The organism is Streptomyces sp. NPDC029151 (genome assembly GCF_055564315.1).
Genome location: NZ_JBVHWQ010000003.1, coordinates 233302 through 250495, shown reverse-complemented (window position 1 = coordinate 250495; position 17194 = coordinate 233302). Strand labels below are relative to the sequence as shown.

The window sequence follows — 17194 nt, the reverse complement described above, 5'->3', positions numbered from 1 at the left end:
AAAAGCCGAATCCGCGGGACGCGGGTCAGTGGCCGCGCCGGCGCAGCAGGAGGCCGGCGACGACCGGGCGGTGGTCCGAGGCGGTGGTCGCCCGCGTCCGCGCACCGGTGACGACGACGTCCGGGGAGACGGTCACGAGGTCGATCCGCCGGACCGGGTCGGCCGCCGGGTAGGTCCTGCCACCGTCCGGCGCGGCATCGGCCAACGCACCCCACAGCCTGCCCAGTTCGGGAGCCGCCGGCTCGGCGTTGAAGTCCCCGAGGAGGACCTTCGGGCCCGCGTCCTCGGCCAGGACCGCCAGCATGTCGTCGACCTGGGCCCGCCGCACGGAGGGATCCGCACGGTAGTCCAGGTGGGTCGTGTACACGTGCACGGCGGCGCCCCGGGCCCGGACCGTCACCTCGGCGAAGCCCGGTGCGGGTGCCGGCACCGGATCCGGGGTCTGCGTGGACAGCCGGGTGATCTCGTGGTTCTGCGCGTCCCGCACCGGATACCGGCTCAGCACGGCGACCCCGAACTGCCGCCGTTCGCCGCCCGCCGTCGTGGGAGGGAGGTCGTAGATCGGTGCGAAGAAGACCCGCATGCGCAGCCGTACGGCCAGCTCCCGGGCCTCGTCGGCGAAGTCGCTCCGGGCACCCCAGTGCACGTCGACCTCCTGGAGGCCCACCACGTCGGCGCCGAGGGCCCGGATCGCCGCCGCCGTGCGATCGAGGTCGAAGACGCCGTCCTCGCCGGCTCCGGCATGGATGTTGTAGGTCGCCACGCGCAGCGGGACGCGTGCCGCGGCCGGCTGGGTGCCGGCCGCCCTGCCGGCCGCCGAGGCGCCCGGTGCCGGGGCGCCCGCCACTGCCGCGCCGAGGGCGGCGGCGACGGCGAGCACGGCGGTGAGTACACGGCGGGCGGAACGTCGGGGTGTGCGGTCCACTGAATCCTCCTGCGGTGGTCCGGTGGGTGTACGGGGTCTCAACGCGCGGGTGGCGGCGCCGGGTTGGCCTGGTGCGTGAAGCCGGTGCAGGGGGAGTCCGTGCGGACGGGTGCGGCCGGCCGCACGCCGGAACGGGCCGTCGGGACGGGGATCCCGGCTGCCGCGATCTCCGGCGCGACCGGCGGACGGGCGGGGGGACCGGGCCGGGCGGACCGTCCGGGGCCGCCCGGGGTATCTCCGGTGGCGATGCGCGGAGCGCCCCCGGCACCAGGCCGCCGGGCCGCAGCCCTCCGGCTCCGGCCCGGCGCGCGAGCGCCACGGCCTCTGCGGGGGCGGTGACGGGTCCGCACCCTGTCCGGCGGTGGGTGGAGCGCGTCCGCAGCACGGTGGGGCTGCCGTCGGGGAGGGGCAGGGCGCAGGGGGCGAGAGGAAGACCAGCACCGTCCGGGCCCGCACGAGGGGCAGGTCGTCCGGCCCACCGCGGCGCTCCCCCCACCGCAGACGCCGCAGTACCGCCTCTCGCCCCGGAAGGCGGAGCCGGACGGCGTCCACTCGCCCCGCCGCCCCCCGCGACCGGCGCCTCGGCCGACCGGGTCGTGGTGCCGTCCCGCGGCCGGCGGGCCTCCCGGACGGCTTCGGCCGCCTCCTGCCGTCGCTCCGCCGCCCCCGCCCCGCCGTACCTCGCCGACCATCGGCTCCCCTGCCGTACGCCTGCCCCGTCCCGGCATCATGCCCGGCGGGAGAACCGGTCGACCACCGAGGCGTCGAGTTCCGGACGCGCTCCCGACCGGCGGGCGGCCGGCCGAGCCGTGCCGGTTTCGGGGTACACGCGGGGTAGGGATCAGGCGGCCGGCGGGCGGGTGTCGCGAGGCACGCCGCCGTGAACACGGTGACTATGAAGGGACACGGTGGCGGCGAAGAGGGGCGCCGTCGAAGGGACGCGGGTGAGGCGCCGACGCGACGCGTCCTCCCACCGGGTGGGAGAGGAGCACGGGGATGGGTACGACGGACACCTCGCGTCCCGGCCGGGGCCGCCCCCTGGCCGGTGCCGGCACGTCACCCACCGGCCTGCTCGACCTGCTGAGCGTCGCCGCGGTGGTGCTGGACACCAACGGCCGCGTCGTGTTCTGGAGCCCCCAGGCGGAGGAACTGTTCGGCTACACCGCCGAGGAGGCGCTCGGCCGGTTCGCGGTGCAGCTGCTGGTCGACGAGGACCACCGTGACGAGGTCATCGCGCTGTTCGCCGAGGTCATGGGGTCCGGCACCGACTGGGCCGGGGCCTTCCCCATCCGGCACAAGGACGGCGGCACCCGGCTGGTCGAGTTCCGCAACATGCGACTGCTCGACGACCTCGGCGACACCTACGCCCTGGGTCTGGCCGTCGACCAGGCGACCGTGGCCCGCGTCGAGCGGGGCGTCGCCCTCTCCGCGCGACTGGTCACCCAGTCCCCGATCGGCCTGGCCATCCTCGATCCCGGCCTGCGCTACCTGACCGTGAACCCGGCGCTGGAACGCATCCACGGCCGCTCCGCCGCCGAACACCTCGGCCGGCGGGTCCGTGACGTCCTGCCCTACCTGGACGCCGAGGACTTCGAGAGCCGGCTGCGCCGGGTCCTGGAGACCGGAGAGCCGGTGACCGACCGGCACGTCGTCGGCCGTCCCACCCCCGATCCGCACCGCGAGCACGCCTGGTCGGTGTCGATGCACCGGCTCGAGGACGGTGCCGGCCGGGTGCTCGGCGTGGCCACGTCCGTCATCGACATCACGGAGCGCCACGAGGCGACCATCGAGGCGACCCGGGCCCGGAACCGGCTCGCCCTGATCGCGGGTGCCTCCGCCGCCATCGGTTCGACACTGGACGTGGAGCAGACGGCGCACGAGCTCGTCGGCGTCGTCGTACCGGACCTGGCCGACGTCGCCACCGTCCACGTCCTCGACAGCATCCTGCGCGGACGCACCCCCTCGGTCGCCGGCCCCGCCCGTTTCCGCGCCGTCGCCGTCGCCGCGGCCCACGCCCCCGAGGCGCACGTCACCGACCCGCCCGGAGAACTCGTCCGCTACGAGAGCGACCGCCTGCTCACCCGCTGCGTGCGCACCCGCCGGCCGGTACGGGTCGCCGAGGCCACCCGCGACGACCTGCGGCGCATCACCCGCAGCAGCGAGGCCGCCGCGCTCCTGGAGAGCACGGGCGTGCACTCGTACCTCGCCGTCCCGCTGCTGGCCCGCGGCGAGGTCCTGGGCGCCCTCAGCCCCGGACGCACCGGCACCCCCGCGTCCTTCGACGAGGACGACACACTCCTCGCCTGCGAGCTGGCCGGCCGTGCCGCGATGTGCATCGACAACGCCCGCTGGTACCAGAGCGCCCGCAACACCGCCCTCACCCTCCAGCGCCGGCTGCTCCCGCAGCTGCCGTCCCGGCTGCCGGGCCTGGCGATCGCCAGCCGCTATCTGCCTGCCGGAGCCGCCGGCGAGATCGGCGGTGACTGGTTCGACGCCGTGCGGCTGTCCGGGGACAGCAGCGCCCTCGTCGTCGGGGACGTGATGGGCAGCGGCGTCAACGCCGCCGCCAGCATGGGCCAGCTGCGCAGCGCGACCCGCGCGTTCGCCGGGCTGGACCTCGACCCGGCGCAGGTGCTCCGGCAGCTCGACCGCCTGACCGAGGACGTCGAGCACACCATCGCCACGTGCGCCTACTGCCGCTACGACCCCGAGCGGGGCCGGTGCCGCATCAGCCTCGCCGGTCATCTGCCCCCGGCCCTCGTCCGGTCCGGCCGGCCGGCGCAGCTGCTCGACCTGCCCTCCGGGGTGCCGCTGGGGGTGGGTGGTACGGCCTTCGAGACGACGGAGTTCCCCTTCCTCCCCGGCGACCAGCTCGCCCTCTACACCGACGGGCTGGTGGAGACCCGCTGCGACCCGATCGACGCCCGCCTCGGCACCCTCCTCGACGCCCTGACCGCCACCGCCGGCCGGGATCTCGGGGAGACGTGCGACCGGGTCCTGGAGACGCTCCGGCCGCCCGGGGGCGACGACGACGTCGCGCTGCTGGTGGCGCGGGTCGAGCCGTGAGGCGTGCCGGAGCCGCCCCCGGCGGCCCGTGCCGTCAGCGCTGGTACACCCCGACGACGGTGCCGCCGGCCGGCTGCCGCCGGTCGAGTACGGCGTGGGCGTCCTCGGCGCTCACCCCATCCGCGAGGCAGACCGGTTCCGGGAGGGCGGAGAGCCGGAGGAGGCGGCGGTGTGCGTCGTCACCACCGCATTCGGATCACGGCATGATCCCGCGCCGCCGCGCTCCGGGACGCGGACGCCGTCCTTCGGCTCGGCCGCCGGGTACCGTACCGGCCACACCCCGGAGCATCCCGCGCGCAGCCGGGCCCACGACCGGTCAGCCGGCCCATTCCAGCAGGCGCTCGCCGGTCTCGGGGGCCCGCAGCCGGCCGAGGGACTCCTTCTCCAGCCGGCGGACGCGCTCCCGGGTCAGCCCCACCTGGTCGGCCACCTGCTGCAGCGTGCGGGGCTGCCCGTCGTGCAGGCCGTAGCGCAGGCTGAGGATCATGGCCTCGCGGGGTGGCAGCAGGCCCAGGGCGTCCCTCAGGTCCTCGGCGAGCGCCCGGTACTCGGCCACCGCGGAGGCCTGGAGCACGTCGGCGGCGGGGATGAGGTCGCCCACGACGGTCTCCCCGGCGTCGTCCACGGGTGTGTCCAGGCTCAGCGTCTGCCGCCCGACCCGGCGCAGCCAGGCCACCCGGCCCTCGTCGAAGCCGCTCTCCCGGGCGACCTCGTCGTCCGTGGGCTCATGGCCGAGGCGCAGCTGGAGCCGCCGTTCCGCCTTCGCGAGCTTCTGCAGCTCCTCCACGACGTGCATGGGCAGCCGTACCGTACGGGCGTGCTGGGCCAGACCCCGTTCGATCGCCTGGCGGATCCACCAGGTGGCGTAGGTGGAGAACTTGAAACCCTTGGTGTGGTCGAACTTCTCCACGGCCCGGATCAGCCCCAGGTTGCCCTCCTGGATCACGTCGAGCAGGGGCACGCCCCGGTGCGCGTGCCGTTTGGCGATCGACACCACCAGCCGCAGGTTGGCCCGGATCATGTGGTCCTTGGCGTGAAAGCCGTCCCGTACGACCGCGTCCAGCGTCCGGCGCCGTTCCGGCGGCAGGCGCCGCTCGCCGGCCTCGGCCCGCTCCAGTTCCCCGGCGGCGTGCACCCCGGCCTCCATGCACCGCGCCAGCCGCACCTCGTCCTCGGCGGTGAGCAGCGGGGTCGCGGCGATCTGGGCGAGGTACTGGCCCAGCAGGTCCGGGTCCTCGCCGGTCTCGTGGACCCTGCTGCGCGGGCGTGCCGAGCGGGTGGCGGCTCGGCGGCGTTCCCGGGGATCCGCAACGGCGGTTCGTACCGGCGCAGACATGGTTCCGGCCCTCCGTCTCCTGACGAGCGCTACGCGTCGTCTCTCCGTCTCCGGTGGAGTGCCGGGTACCCGGGCGGGACGACGTGACACCGCCGCCCCCTCCGCCCCGGCTCCCGTCCCGCCCGCGTCACTCCCGCCCGGGCCGCTGCGTGAGGGCGGTGAAGCGGTCGGCGTCGATGTTGCCGCCGGAGGCGATGACGCCGATCCGCCGCGGCGGCTCTCCGACGCGTCCGGCCAGCAGCGCGGCCAGCGGAGTGGCGCCGCTGGGTTCCAGGACGGTCTTCAGCCGTTCGAACGCGAAGCGCATCGCGGTGACGATCTCGGCGTCGCTGACGAGCGCGACGGAGTCGACCAGGCGCTGGTTGATGGGGAAGGTGATCTCGCCGGGGGTGTCCAGGGCCTGGCCGTCGGCGATGGTGCGGGGGACCGGGACGGTCACGCGTGCCCCGGCCTCCAGGGAGCGCTTGGTGTCGTCACCCGCCTCCGGTTCGACGCCGATGACACGGATCCCGGGGTGCAGTGCCGTCGCGGCGGTCGCGCTGCCGGCGATGAGCCCGCCGCCTCCCACGGGCACCAGGAGGGCGTCCAACGGGCCGGTCTCCTCCAGGAGTTCCAGCGCGGCCGTGCCCTGGCCGGCGATGACGTCGGGGTGGTCGTAGGGCGGGATCAGGGTCAGCCCGCGCTCCTCGGCCAGGGCGTGCGCGAGCGCGGCGCGGTCCTCGGTGTAGCGGTCGTAGGTGACGACCTCCGCTCCGTATCCGACGGTCGCCGCCACCTTGGAACGCGGCGCGTCCTCCGGCATCACGATGACGGCCGTGGTGCCCAGTTCCCGGGCGGCCAGCGCGGTGGCCTGGGCGTGGTTCCCGGACGAGTAGGCCGCGATGCCCTTCGCCCGCTGCTCGGCGGTCAGCCGGGCGACGGCGTTGTAGGCACCGCGGAACTTGAAGGCACCCATCCGCTGGTGGTTCTCGGCCTTGATGAACACCTCCGCGCCGACCAGGGAGTTCAGGGTGCGGGAGGTGAGGACCGGCGTGCGGTGGGCGATGCCCTGGAGACGGGCGGCGGCCTCTTGGACGTCGGCGAACGAAACGGGCGGTGCGGCGGTGGCCATGGGGGTCCTCGGGTTGTCGACGGGTGCGGGAAGGAACGGCAGACGGCTCATCAGCCGGTGACGCGCGGCCAGTATGCCGTGATCTTCGGGGCGGACGCCGCCGGTGGCACAGGCGTGGTTGGGCACGACGCGCAGCCGGGTGCCGATGGGCAGTTCGGGCAGGACGGCTCCGTTCCGTGCGGTGAGCGTCCCGTGCTCCTGGCTGGCCGCCGTCATGACCACGTCCGGGATCAGCGCGCCGTTCAGGTCGGTGACGAGGCCGTAGCCCTGGTCCCGCGGCTGGGCAGAGGTGCCGCGGTCGCGGGACATCGCCGTCCATCCACCGTCGGTGACGACCGAGCCGTACTCGGGGCGGTGACCGATGACGGTGACCACGACCGGCACACCCCGAGGCCGGCCATCACCAGGTCGAAGAAGACGTGGTTGCCGGCGCGCAGTTCGGTGACCCCGGTGAGATCGTCCGCCGCGTGCGCGGTGGGGGTGGAGCCGACACTGACGGTGGGCACGGGCAGGCCGGCCGCGCGCAGCCGCTCGGCCACGGCGACCGCGGCGTCCCGCTCGTTCCGCGCCGCCGTGCGCCGCCCCCGGGGGTGTGGCAGTGGTACGACTCGCCCGCGTGGGTCGTACGCCGTCCAGGCAGCCCGCGTCGTGCAGGATCCGGGCGATGCCGGGGAGTCCGGGGGCGTCGGGCCTGAGGCCGCCGCGGTGGCCGTCGATCACCCCGTTCGCCGACCTGTCGGAGGTACGCCCCGGACAGCTGGTGCGGATCACCGAGGGCGGCCTGACCCGGACCCGGTACTGGCAGCTCACCGCGCACGAGCACACCGACGACCTGGACACCACCATCGCCACCGTGCGCGAGCTGCTGGAGGACATCGTCGCCCGCCGGCTCGTCGCGGACGTCCCGGTCGCCACCCTGCTGTCCGGCGGCCTCGACTCCCCGGCCATCACCGCGCCGGCCCAGCGCGCCCTGGCCGCGGAGGGACGCGGTCCGGTGCGCTCGTACGCGCCCTATGTCCGGGACTGCGCCGCCCGCGTGGGCTCCGACCACCGCGAAGTGCTGCTCGACAGCACCGAGCTGGCCGACCCGGGGATCCGCGCGGCGATCCTCGGCGCCACCGACCTGCCGCCCGCCTACTGGGGCGACCTGTGGCCGTCGCTCTACCTGCTGTGCCGGGAGATCCGCAAGCGGGCGACCGTGGTGCTGTCCGGCGAGTCCGCCGACGAACTGTTCGGCGGCTACCGCTGGTACCGGCGCCCGGAGGCGGTCGACGCCCCGGCCTTCCCCTGGCTCACCCCCGGCTCGGCGCGCATCTTCGGCGGCAACTCGCTCATCGACCAGGGCCTGCTGGAGAAGCCGGACCTGGAGGGCTACCGCCGGGAGCGCTACGCCGAGGCCCTCGCCGAGGTGCCCGTGCTGCCGGGGGAGTCCGGGGTCGACCGGCGCATGAGCGAGGTGACGTACCTGAACAGCCGTGCTGGACCGCAAGGACCGCATGAGCATGGCCGTCGGCCTCGAAGTCCGCGTGCCGTTGTGTGATCATCGCCTCATGGACTACGTCTTCAACGTGCCGTGGGCGATGAAGTCGTTCGACGGCCGGGAGAAGAGCCTGCTGCGCGCCGAGTTGCGCGAGGTGCCGGCCGAACCGGACTCCCCGGTGCTGCCGCTGCTCAACACCGCCAGGGTCGACCGGGTCCTCGGCCGCGAGCCGGACGACTTCAGCATGCCGCACGACCGCGGCGGCATCGAGATGGCGCTCTGGCTCAACCGCTGGCTCACCTCCTACGACGTGACGGTGACCGTCTGACCCGCGGGGGGCGCCGCCCGCACGCGCCGGGCGGCGCCCCCGCGCCGACCTCCCTTCCGCACCAGCCTCTTCCGCACACAGCAAGAACCACACGTTCCACCAAGGGGGACACATGGCCGACCGGTCCAGCGCAGAGCACCAGCTGTGGCTGCGCAGTTTCCACCAGCCGACACCGGGTGCGCCGCGGCTGCTGTGCCTGCCGCACGCCGGCGGATCCGCGAGCTTCTACTTCCCCGTCTCCAAGGCGCTGTCGCCCGCGGTGGACGTGCTCACGGTGCAGTACCCCGGCCGCCAGGACCGCCACACGGAACCTCCGGCGCAGTCCGTCCAGGAGCTGGCGCACGGGGTGTTCCGCGCGCTGGACGAGCGGGACGACACGCCCCTCGCCCTGTTCGGGCACAGCATGGGTGCCATGGTCGGCTTCGAGCTGGCACGGCTGCTCGAGACCGCCGGGCGGCCCCCGGCGGTGTTCTTCGTCTCCGGGCGCCGGGGGCCCTCCGTCGAGCGGGCCGAGAACGTCCACCAGGGCGACGACGCGCGGCTCATCGAGGAGGTCGCCAAGCTGGACGGCACCGACGCTGCCCTGCTCCAGGACGAGGAGATGCTGCGTATGATCCTGCCCGCGCTGCGGGCCGACTACCGCGTGGTGGAGACCTATCGGCGCACCGTCGGGCCGCGGCTGAGCTGCCCCTTCGTCGTGCTGACGGGCGATGCCGACCCCCGGGTGACCCCCGACGAGGCCCGGACGTGGTCCCAGGAGACCGACGGCCCGTTCGAACTCCACGTGTACCCCGGGGCCCACTTCTACCTGGTGGGGCAGCAGCAGGCCGTACTGGACCGGATCCGGACCACGCTGCGGCGGCTGGTCCCCGGCACCCGAGCGGCGGTCTGATCCGATGCACGGGATCCTCGGCGCCGTCCTGTCGGGCGAGGCCGTCTCCGCCGACTTCGCGGCCCTGCCGCTGCCCGAGTCGTACCGTGCGATCACCGTCCACAAGTACGAGACGGACATGTTCGCCGGCATGACCACCCGCGACAAGGACCCGCGCAAGTCGCCGCACGTCGACGAGGTCCCGGTGCCCGGACTGGGGCCGGGTGAGGCCCTGGTGGCGGTGATGGCCTCCTCGGTGAACTACAGCGCACTGCCTGTCGGTGGAACTGAAGTCCGCCGAGGGCCGTCCAGCCAGCTGATGCCCAAGCCGCGCCACCTCACCTGGGAGGAGGCCGCCGCGCCCGGCCTGGTCGACTCCACCGCCCACCGGCAGCTCGTCTATCGCAACGGTGCCGGATGAAACAGGGTGACAACGTCCTGATCTGGGGAACGAGCGGCGGACTCGGCCCGTACGCGACGCAGTTGGCGCTGGCCGGCGGTGCCTTCCCGGTCTGTGTGGTCTCCTCGCCGCAGAAGGCGGAGATCTGCCGGAGCATGGGCGCCGAGGCCGTCATCGACCGCGACGCCGAGGGCTACCGGTTCTGGAAGGAGGCCGCACCCAGGACCCGCGCGAGTGGAAGCGGTTCGGCGAGCGCATCCGGGACCACGAGTACGACAACCGCTACCTGTGGATGTCCCTGAAGAAGATCATCGGCTCCCACTTCGCCAACTACCGCGAGGCCTGGGAGGCCAACCGGCTGGTCGCCAAGGGCAGGATCCACCCCACGCTGTCGAAGGTGTACCCGCTGGAGGAGACCGGCCAGGCCGCCCACGACGTGCACGCCAACGTGCACCAGGGCAAGGTCGGCGTGCTGTGCCTCGCGCCCGCGGAGGGCCTGGGCGTGCGGGACGAGGAGACGCGCGCGCGGCACGTCGACGCCATCAACCGCTTCCGGCCGGCCGCACCGGCCGCCCCCACGAGAGGAACGACGTCATGAGCAACCCGTTCGACACCGAGGACGGCCGCTTCTTCGTGGTCGTCAACGACGACGGCCGGCACGCCCTGTGGCCGGCCTTCGCCGAGATCCCGGCCGGCTGGACGGTGGTTCACGGCGAGGCCGACAAGGCGGCCTGCCTGGAGTACGTCAGCACGCACTGGACCGACATGCGGCCCCACCGGCTGGCCGAGGCCATGGCGGCGCGGGACTGACGGGTCCGGCACCGCTGGGCGGGCGGCACCGGTGGTCCGGTGCCGCCCCGGCGGTGTGCGTCAGCCGATGACCTTGGCGGACTCGATGACCACGGGCTCCGTCGGGACGTCCTGGTGGCCGGCCCGGCTGCCCGTCTTGACACCCTTGATGGAGTCGACGACGTCCTGGCCCTCGGTGACCTTGCCGAACACGGCGTAACCCCAGCCGGTCGGCGTCTTCGCCGAGTAGTTGAGGAAGGCGTTGTCCGAAACGTTGATGAAGAACTGGGCCGTCGCCGAGTGCGGGTCGTTCGTCCGCGCCATCGCCACGGTGTAGTTGTCGTTCTTCAGCCCGTTGTCGGCCTCGTTCTGGATCGGGCCCTGGGTGGGCTTCTGGGACATGTCCGGGGTGAAACCGCCGCCCTGGATCATGAAGCCGCTGATCACGCGGTGGAAAATCGTGCCGTCGTAGTGGCCACTGCGCACGTACGACAGGAAGTTCTCGGCGGTCTTCGGCGCCTGGGCGTCGTTGATCTCCAGTACGATCCGGCCGAAGTTGGTGTTCAGTTCGACGGTCGACATCAAAATTCTCCTTAATTCGGTGGGGCTGGCCCACGCCTACGGTACGGAATATACGACCACAGGGCACACGCGCCCTGCCGCGGCGCCCCGGGGTTCGAACGGCCATCCGGGTGTCTCAGAACGGCCGGGGAGCGTCCCCCGGGCCCGGGGGAAGGGCCAGGTGGGCGAGGTCGTCCGGCGGGGGCGTGCTCACCGGCCACAGCGGAGCGGCCTGCCCGTCGGCGAGCGCGGCCGGCGCGTCCGTGAGGTTCATGCGCTCGCGCAGCCGGCCGTAGAAGTCCGTGGGACCGAGCCGGACCGCCTTCAGCCGGCGCGGGGCGGCGTACACGCCGATCCAGTCGCCGGGGCTCAGCACCCCGCGCAACTGGCCGTCGATGCTGACAGCGGCCTGGCCCGACCGTTCCAGCACGCGCAGCGCGACGGGCTCGTCCGGCGCCGCCACCACGGAACGGTTGAACACCATGTGCGGTGCGACCGGCGTGAACACCAGGCCCTCCGCGCGGGGCGAGACCACCGGACCGCCCGCGGCGAAGCTGTACGCCGTGGAGCCCGTGGGCGTGGCCACCAGCAGTGCGTCGGCCGAGTAACACGCCAGGAGCCGGCCCGCGAGATAGACCGCGACCGACACCTGCCGGTCCCGGGCCAGCTTCTCCACGACCACGTCGTTCAGCGCGGTGACGTTCAGGGCGACCCCCCAGTCACCGCCGGCCTCGCACTCCGTGCGCACCCGCGGTGGCGGCAGCATGGGCCCGCGGCCGTACCGCAGCAGCGCCTCCATCCGCGCGGGCACCTCCAGCCGGCACGACGCCCGCAGAGTCAGCAGCATCCGGCTCTCGACGTCGATCCGCTCCTCCCGCACGGCGTCCAGCGCGGCCCGTACCGCGGTGGCGGGGACCTCCGTGAGGAAGCCGACCCGGCCGAGGTCCACCCCGAGCACCAGGGCGTCGTTCTCGGCCGCCAGGCGGGCGCCGCGCAGGAACGTGCCGTCACCGCCCAGGGTGACGACGAGGTCCGGGTCGCCCGCGCTGTCCATCTCCTCGCGGGCACTGTGCCGGGCGCCCTCCCGCCAGACGTCGATGTCCGCGCACCCCACCGCGTGCTCGGCGCACCACGCGCGCACGGCCCGCGCGGCGGCCACCGCCTCGGCACGCCCGCCGTGCACGACCAGGCCGACACGGTTCACCGTCATACCCGCACACCCGCCTCCCAGTCGGCTCCTCCGAGCGCCATCCTCGCCGCGGACCGCGCCGGCCCGGCGCGCGCCACGCCGCCCGGAGGCCGCCGCGCCGCCTTCCGTGCGTGTCCGGCCCCTGGTTTGTCACCGGCGTGTCACAACGGCCGTACCAGGGAACCCGGGCCCCCGGCGCCCGGTCTGTGCCGGTGAGCGCCGGCGCCCCGCCGGTCGCTCTGACCACAGACCACGGACAACCGGGGGATCCCATGCATCACCGACACACCAGCCGCGTCACCGTGGCGGCCCTGGCCGCCGTCGCCGCCACCCTGTCGCTGACGGCCTTCCAGTCGGCGAACGGCACGGCGGCGAGCGCGGCCCCGGCCCCGAAGGCGCCCGCCGCCACCGTGGCGGCCGCCCCGGCCGCCCAGGCCACCGTGGCCGCGTACTCCACCGGGTCGGCCGAGGCCGCCCGGTTCGCGGCCGCCGCGCCCGCCCGCGTCTCCCTGGCCGCCCACACCGCCTCCCGTACCACGCCGGCCTGCACGGCCAAGGCGCTGAAGGTGTCGGCGTGGCAGTCCGCCGTTCGGCCGGTGGGCACGGGCACCGGGGCCGCGGTCGTCCAGTTCAAGAACGTCTCCTCGGCGGCGTGCGTCCTGCGCGGCCACCCGACGGTGGCCGGGGCGGGCAACGGCTCGCCGCAGCGGTCCGTCCCGCTGAAGGTGACCCCCAAGGGCACCCCGGCCACCGTGCGCCTCGCACCGGGCGGCAAGGCCTGGCTGAAGCTGACCTTCGTACAGGTGCAGGGCGAGGGGGACGGTTACTGCGTCTCCGGCGCGACCCCGTCCATCTTCCCGACCATGGTGGTCGGCCTGCCGGGTGCGGGCAAGCACCAGGTCACCATGGACGACGGCTGGCTCGCCGAGTGCGACAACAAGGTCACCGCGACGGCGGTGTCTTCGGTGAAGCCCGCCTGACCCAAAGCCGCCTGCCCGTTCCGCGCCGGGGAGCCGGGCTCAGTCCCGGCCGTCCCCGGCGAGGAACGGCTCCAGCAGCTCCAGCAGCGCCTCCGGGCGGTCCAACGGGACGATGTGCCCGCAGTCCGGGATCACCCGTCCCGTCAGCCGGTCGGCGTGCGGGCGCAGTTGGCGTTCCAGCGCACGGCCGGCCGGATGGGCGCCGATCGTGAGCGCGGGCACGGTGAGGCGGGCGCCGGCCGCCGCCTCCCGGATCTGCCGGGCGGTGGCCGGCAGGGCCCGGTACGGCCCGAACGCGGCGCGCAGCGCCCCGCGTCCGCCGTAGGCGCGGACGAACTCGGCCCGGACGTCCGGCCGTACCCCCCGCCCGAGGGTGCCGCGCTCCAGGAACCAGCCGACGTACGCCGCCTCGTGCCCCGCGAGCACGGTCTCCGCGAGGCCTGGTTCGGCGTGGAAGCCGAACCACCACGGCGGCCCAGCCGCCAGGAACTCCTCGGCGCCCGGCAGGTCGCCCAGGAGCGACTCCATCAGCACCAGCCGCCGTACCAGTCCCGGCCGCCGCATGGCCAGCAGGAACGCGGGCGGGGCACCGAGGTCGGTGCCGACCACGGCGGCCGGGCCGGCGTCGAGCGCCTCCAGCAGGGCCTCGGCGTCGGCGGCGAGCGTCCCGGCGTCGTACCCGCCGGCCGGCCGGTCGCTGTCCCCGAACCCCCGCATATCCGGTGCGATCACCCGGTACCGGCGGGCCAGCGGGCCGATGACCTCGGTCCACAGCCGCCAGGTGTGCGGGAAACCGTGCAGCAGCAGGACGGCCGGTCCCTGCCCGGACGTGGCGACGTTGAGCCCGACGCCGTTGACGGTGACCCGGCGCAGCCGCACGCCGGGGGAGGGGGTGACGGTCATGGGCGATCCCTTGGGTAACCGATGGTGACAAGGGAACCGTAGGTAACTACCCTCGGGCTCACCAGACCGCACTTTCCCGTCAGTTGGTGAGCTTCAGGTGACCTCCCAGGCCGAGGACGGTCCCGCCGCGCGCGGCGACCTGTTCGACCCCGCGTGCCCGACCCGCCGGTTGCTCGACCGGATCGGTACGAAGTGGACGTCGATGGCGGTGAAGGTGCTGGCGGAGGCGGCCCCGGGCGAGGTGCGCTTCGCCGAGCTGCTGCGCCGGATCCCCGGCGTCTCGCAGAAGATGCTGTCCGTCACCCTGCGCGGCCTGGTGCGGGACGGCCTGGCCGCCCGCCGGGTGGAGCCCTCCGTACCGCCCGCCGTGTACTACCGGCTCACCGCACTCGGCCTGTCGCTCGACACCGTCCTCGCGGCCGTCCGGGACTGGGCCGAGGAACACATGGCCGAGGTGGACCGGGCGAACGCACGGGACGGCGGGGCCGAGGACCCGCCGGGATCCGCCACGGTGTGATCTTCTCCCTTGCGGCCGGGGCACCGCTGCTGTGAGTCTCCCGTCGAACGATTTTCCGAAGAACTGTTATCGGCACCGCACCCGTCGGTCTCCCAGGTAACGGACAGCATCGTTCGGCGTCGAGGACAGGGAAGCTCTGATGAGGACACAGCACACGGCGGACACGGCGGCACTGGTGAACGCCGCCCGGGCGGGGGACCCGGCGGCCCAGGACGCCCTGGTCAGTGCGTATCTCCCGCTGGTCTACAACATCGTGGGGCGGGCCCTGCACGGTTCGGTCGACGTCGACGACGTGGTCCAGGAGACCATGCTCCGGGCCCTGGGCTCGCTCGGTGACCTGCGCACCCCGGAGAGTTTCCGCTCCTGGCTCGTGGCCATCGCCATGAACCGGGTCCGGGCGCACTGGCAGGACCGGCAACTCGCCCCGGACGCCGTGGAGGAGACCGGCGACGTCGCCGATCCGGGCGCCGACTTCGTGGACCTGACCATCGTCCGGCTCCAGTTGTCCGGCCAGCGCCAGGAGACCGCGCGCGCCACCCGCTGGCTGGAGCCGGACGACCGGGAGGTGCTGTCGCTGTGGTGGCTGGAGTGCGCCGGTGAGCTGACCCGGGCCGAGGTCGCCGCGGCCCTCACGGTGTCTGCGCAGCACACCGCGGTCCGGGTGCAGCGGATGAAGGCCCGGCTGGAGGCGGCCCGGGTGGTGGTACGGGCGCTCGACGCGCGGCCGGTCTGCGAGGAGCTGCGCGCGACGCTGGCCTCCTGGGACGGCCGGCCCTCCGCCCTGTGGCGCAAGCGAATAGCCCGGCACGCCCGGGAGTGCGCGCGCTGCGGCGGACTGTGGAGCGGTCTGCTGCCCGCGGAGGGGCTGCTGGCCGGACTCGCCCTCGTCGCGGTGCCGTCGGCGCTGCTGACGGCGACCCGGTCCGCCGTGCCCGGCCTGACGTCCGCCGCCTCGACCGCACCGCTCCCTCAGGTCACCGCGTCCGCCGCCCACGGGCCGGCGGACGCGGGCACCGCCGCATGGGACCAGGGCCCGGCGCAGGGCACGACCGCAACCGGCCCGCACACCGACGCAACAGCCCCGAGCGCCACCGGAACCGACCCGGGCGACCTCGCGGCGGATTCCGGCACCCGCGGAGCGGACCCGGGCGCCGCCGGCGGTGACGCCGGCGCACCGGTCGGGCTGCGCGCCTCGCGCCGCCGCGGCAGCGGCCGCGGCGAGGCGCGGCGACGGAGGCGGACACGGCGCCGGGCCGTCGGAAGCGCCGTGGTGGCGGCCTGTGTGGCGGGCGGCGGCCTCTGGTACTTCGGCACCGGCTCCGGGCCGGGCACCAAGGAGGCGACCACCGCGCACACGGCGGGCGCCCCCGTCGTGGAGCTCGCCGAACCCAGCGCCGCCGCGACCTCGTCCTCACCCTCGGCGTCCGCGTCGCCCTCCCCCTCGCACTCGAAGAAGCCGCACGCCTCCAGGAGTCCCCGCCCGGCGCGCACCAGCAGCGCTCCGAAGACCCGGCCGAGCACGCCGAGCACTCCGCGCGCCTCCCGTACCCCGCAGGCGCAGCCGGCGCCCACGGGCACCGTGGCGCAGGTCGTCGCCCTGGTGAACAAGGAGCGGGCCGCCGCCGGCTGCGGCCCGGTCACCGAGGACGGGCAACTGGACCGGGCCGCCCAGGGCCACTCCGACGACATGGCCGCCCGCGGCTTCTTCGACCACACCAACCCGGACGGCGACGGACCCGGCGAGCGCATCACCGCGGCCGGTTACCGCTGGTCGACCTACGGCGAGAACATCGCGAGGGGGCAGCAGACCCCGCAGGCGGTGATGGACTCGTGGATGAACAGCCCCGGCCACCGCGCCAACATCCTCAACTGCTCGTTCAAGAACATCGGCGTGGGCGTCCACGACGGCTCCGGCGGACCGTGGTGGACCCAGGCCTTCGGCGCGAAGCTATGAGCCGCTGCCCGGCGTGTGCCCGAAGGCGCGCCGGAAGACGTCGATGAACGCGCTGGCCGAGGACCACCCGCACCGGTGCGCCACCGTCGTCACCGGCGTCCCCTCGGCCAGCAGCACCAGCGCGTGGTGCAGCCGCAGCTGGGTGCGCCACTGCGGGAACGTCATGCCGAGGTCGCGGCGGAACAGCCGGGACAGGGTACGGTCGCTCGCCCCGACCTGACGCCCCAGCTCCGCCAGCGTGCGGCCGTCGGCCGGATCGGCGCGCAGGACGTCGCACACGGAGCGCAGCACGGGGGACGCGGGCGTCGGCAGATGCAGCGGACGCCGGGGCGAGGCGCGCAACCGGTCCAGCAACACCGCACGCAGCCGCGCCCGTTCGGGGCTGCCGTCGTCCGGGGCGCTGGTGTGGGCGACGATCAGCTCGCGCAGCAGCGGTTCCACGGCGAGCACGGTCGGCGCGTGGAGGCCGAGCGGGTTCTCGCCCGCGGACAGCCCCACCAGGTGCAGTTCGAGCGTGCCGTGCGCCTGGTGGGCGTGCACGGTGCCGGCCGGCACCCACAGGGCGCGGGTGGCCGGGGCGACCCAGGAACCGGCGTCGGTGGTGACGGCCACCACGCCCCGGCCCGCGTACACGATCTGGTGGTCGTCGTGCTGGTGGGCGTCTATCGCCGCGCCGGACGCCAGCCGTTGGGTGCGGGTGGGGGCCACCGGCTCATGGCGGATCTCCGTCATCACCTGGCAGGTTATCGAAAGCGCGACAGCCCCGCGGGGCCGGAGCATGACC

Annotated in this window: 15 protein-coding genes and 2 pseudogenes; 9 read left to right on the top strand and 8 right to left on the bottom strand. The window is 74.5% G+C overall.

Going from position 1 to position 17194, the window contains the following annotated elements; genetic code table 11:
- Positions 1 to 25: 25 nt before the first annotated feature.
- Complete coding sequence (locus ACZ4VF_RS14105) at positions 26 to 925, bottom strand: endonuclease/exonuclease/phosphatase family protein (RefSeq protein WP_467925978.1); 900 nt, start codon at positions 923 to 925, stop codon at positions 26 to 28.
- Between the two features lie 996 nt (positions 926 to 1921).
- On the opposite strand from ACZ4VF_RS14105, the gene ACZ4VF_RS14100 reads away from it, so the two are divergent.
- Positions 1922 to 3991: a SpoIIE family protein phosphatase gene (locus ACZ4VF_RS14100; protein WP_467925976.1), complete on the top strand. Its 2070-nt coding sequence runs from the start codon at positions 1922 to 1924 to the stop codon at positions 3989 to 3991.
- Between the two features lie 316 nt (positions 3992 to 4307).
- On the opposite strand, the gene ACZ4VF_RS14095 is transcribed toward ACZ4VF_RS14100, so the two are convergent.
- The 3 genes and pseudogenes from ACZ4VF_RS14095 to ACZ4VF_RS14085 form a co-directional block, all read right to left on the bottom strand.
- On the bottom strand, positions 4308 to 5327 hold the full coding sequence (locus ACZ4VF_RS14095) for a sigma-70 family RNA polymerase sigma factor (RefSeq protein ID WP_467925975.1): 1020 nt from the start codon (positions 5325 to 5327) through the stop codon (positions 4308 to 4310).
- A 127-nt stretch (positions 5328 to 5454) separates the two neighbouring features.
- Positions 5455 to 6438: a threo-3-hydroxy-L-aspartate ammonia-lyase gene (locus ACZ4VF_RS14090; RefSeq protein ID WP_467926565.1), complete on the bottom strand. Its 984-nt coding sequence runs from the start codon at positions 6436 to 6438 to the stop codon at positions 5455 to 5457.
- Positions 6439 to 6597: 159 nt separating this feature from the next.
- Positions 6598 to 6813, bottom strand: a pseudogene (locus tag ACZ4VF_RS14085) (DSD1 family PLP-dependent enzyme); the annotation flags it as partial.
- Positions 6814 to 7102: 289 nt separating this feature from the next.
- Here ACZ4VF_RS14085 and ACZ4VF_RS14080 point away from each other — a divergent pair.
- The 5 genes and pseudogenes from ACZ4VF_RS14080 to ACZ4VF_RS14060 all read left to right on the top strand — a co-directional run bounded on the left by ACZ4VF_RS14080 (position 7103) and on the right by ACZ4VF_RS14060 (position 10327).
- Positions 7103 to 7978 carry an asparagine synthase-related protein gene (locus ACZ4VF_RS14080; protein WP_467925974.1) on the top strand — a complete coding sequence of 292 codons (876 nt, stop codon included), beginning with the start codon at positions 7103 to 7105 and terminating at the stop codon, positions 7976 to 7978.
- Entirely contained in the window at positions 7935 to 8246 is a 312-nt protein-coding gene (locus ACZ4VF_RS14075; protein ID WP_467925972.1) for an asparagine synthase-related protein, read from the top strand. The genes ACZ4VF_RS14080 and ACZ4VF_RS14075 overlap by 44 nt, the downstream gene beginning before the upstream one ends.
- 112 nt (positions 8247 to 8358) lie before the next feature.
- The gene (locus tag ACZ4VF_RS14070) at positions 8359 to 9138 is read left to right on the top strand and encodes a thioesterase II family protein (RefSeq protein ID WP_467925971.1); all 780 of its coding nucleotides are present in this window, start codon (positions 8359 to 8361) and stop codon (positions 9136 to 9138) included.
- A 4-nt stretch (positions 9139 to 9142) separates the two neighbouring features.
- Positions 9143 to 10115, top strand: a pseudogene (locus tag ACZ4VF_RS14065) (hypothetical protein).
- The gene (locus tag ACZ4VF_RS14060) at positions 10112 to 10327 is read left to right on the top strand and encodes an MbtH family protein (RefSeq protein WP_467925969.1); all 216 of its coding nucleotides are present in this window, start codon (positions 10112 to 10114) and stop codon (positions 10325 to 10327) included. Before ACZ4VF_RS14065 ends, ACZ4VF_RS14060 begins: the two are co-directional and overlap by 4 nt.
- A 60-nt stretch (positions 10328 to 10387) precedes the next feature.
- On the opposite strand, the gene ACZ4VF_RS14055 is transcribed toward ACZ4VF_RS14060, so the two are convergent.
- Together ACZ4VF_RS14055 and ACZ4VF_RS14050 are read right to left on the bottom strand one after the other, a co-directional pair.
- Positions 10388 to 10888, bottom strand: coding sequence for a peptidylprolyl isomerase (locus ACZ4VF_RS14055; RefSeq protein ID WP_467925968.1), 501 nt, complete (start codon positions 10886 to 10888; stop codon positions 10388 to 10390).
- 115 nt (positions 10889 to 11003) lie between these two features.
- Entirely contained in the window at positions 11004 to 12077 is a 1074-nt protein-coding gene (locus ACZ4VF_RS14050; protein WP_467925966.1) for an NAD(+)/NADH kinase, read from the bottom strand.
- Positions 12078 to 12328: 251 nt separating this feature from the next.
- Here ACZ4VF_RS14050 and ACZ4VF_RS14045 point away from each other — a divergent pair, with 251 nt between their 5' ends.
- Entirely contained in the window at positions 12329 to 13036 is a 708-nt protein-coding gene (locus tag ACZ4VF_RS14045) for a DUF4232 domain-containing protein (protein ID WP_467925965.1), read from the top strand.
- A gap of 39 nt (positions 13037 to 13075) precedes the next feature.
- On the opposite strand, the gene ACZ4VF_RS14040 is transcribed toward ACZ4VF_RS14045, so the two are convergent.
- Positions 13076 to 13939 carry an alpha/beta fold hydrolase gene (locus ACZ4VF_RS14040; protein ID WP_467925963.1) on the bottom strand — a complete coding sequence of 288 codons (864 nt, stop codon included), beginning with the start codon at positions 13937 to 13939 and terminating at the stop codon, positions 13076 to 13078.
- 97 nt (positions 13940 to 14036) lie between these two features.
- On the opposite strand from ACZ4VF_RS14040, the gene ACZ4VF_RS14035 reads away from it, so the two are divergent.
- Both ACZ4VF_RS14035 and ACZ4VF_RS14030 read left to right on the top strand, forming a co-directional pair.
- Entirely contained in the window at positions 14037 to 14456 is a 420-nt protein-coding gene (locus ACZ4VF_RS14035) for a winged helix-turn-helix transcriptional regulator (RefSeq protein WP_467925961.1), read from the top strand.
- Positions 14457 to 14595: 139 nt separating this feature from the next.
- The gene (locus ACZ4VF_RS14030; protein ID WP_467925960.1) at positions 14596 to 16410 is read left to right on the top strand and encodes a sigma-70 family RNA polymerase sigma factor; all 1815 of its coding nucleotides are present in this window, start codon (positions 14596 to 14598) and stop codon (positions 16408 to 16410) included.
- Here the strand turns inward: ACZ4VF_RS14030 and ACZ4VF_RS14025 are convergent.
- Positions 16405 to 17142 (bottom strand): AraC family transcriptional regulator, encoded by a 738-nt coding sequence (locus ACZ4VF_RS14025; protein ID WP_467925959.1) that lies wholly within the window; start codon positions 17140 to 17142, stop codon positions 16405 to 16407. The two genes, ACZ4VF_RS14030 and ACZ4VF_RS14025, sit on opposite strands and share 6 nt — an antisense overlap.
- Between the last annotated feature and the right edge of the window lie 52 nt (positions 17143 to 17194).

Excerpts from the sequence above, each read along its gene's own strand:
- ACZ4VF_RS14100 (WP_467925976.1), top strand. The coding sequence starts at position 1,922 with ATGGGTACGACGGACACCTCGCGTCCCGGCCGGGGCCGCCCCCTGGCC.
- ACZ4VF_RS14095 (WP_467925975.1), bottom strand. The coding sequence starts at position 5,327 with ATGTCTGCGCCGGTACGAACCGCCGTTGCGGATCCCCGGGAACGCCGC.
- ACZ4VF_RS14090 (WP_467926565.1), bottom strand. The coding sequence starts at position 6,438 with ATGGCCACCGCCGCACCGCCCGTTTCGTTCGCCGACGTCCAAGAGGCC.
- ACZ4VF_RS14080 (WP_467925974.1), top strand. The coding sequence starts at position 7,103 with ATGCCGGGGAGTCCGGGGGCGTCGGGCCTGAGGCCGCCGCGGTGGCCG.
- ACZ4VF_RS14075 (WP_467925972.1), top strand. The coding sequence starts at position 7,935 with ATGAGCATGGCCGTCGGCCTCGAAGTCCGCGTGCCGTTGTGTGATCAT.
- ACZ4VF_RS14070 (WP_467925971.1), top strand. The coding sequence starts at position 8,359 with ATGGCCGACCGGTCCAGCGCAGAGCACCAGCTGTGGCTGCGCAGTTTC.
- ACZ4VF_RS14060 (WP_467925969.1), top strand. The coding sequence starts at position 10,112 with ATGAGCAACCCGTTCGACACCGAGGACGGCCGCTTCTTCGTGGTCGTC.
- ACZ4VF_RS14055 (WP_467925968.1), bottom strand. The coding sequence starts at position 10,888 with ATGTCGACCGTCGAACTGAACACCAACTTCGGCCGGATCGTACTGGAG.
- ACZ4VF_RS14050 (WP_467925966.1), bottom strand. The coding sequence starts at position 12,077 with ATGACGGTGAACCGTGTCGGCCTGGTCGTGCACGGCGGGCGTGCCGAG.
- ACZ4VF_RS14045 (WP_467925965.1), top strand. The coding sequence starts at position 12,329 with ATGCATCACCGACACACCAGCCGCGTCACCGTGGCGGCCCTGGCCGCC.
- ACZ4VF_RS14040 (WP_467925963.1), bottom strand. The coding sequence starts at position 13,939 with ATGACCGTCACCCCCTCCCCCGGCGTGCGGCTGCGCCGGGTCACCGTC.
- ACZ4VF_RS14030 (WP_467925960.1), top strand. The coding sequence starts at position 14,596 with ATGAGGACACAGCACACGGCGGACACGGCGGCACTGGTGAACGCCGCC.
- ACZ4VF_RS14025 (WP_467925959.1), bottom strand. The coding sequence starts at position 17,142 with ATGACGGAGATCCGCCATGAGCCGGTGGCCCCCACCCGCACCCAACGG.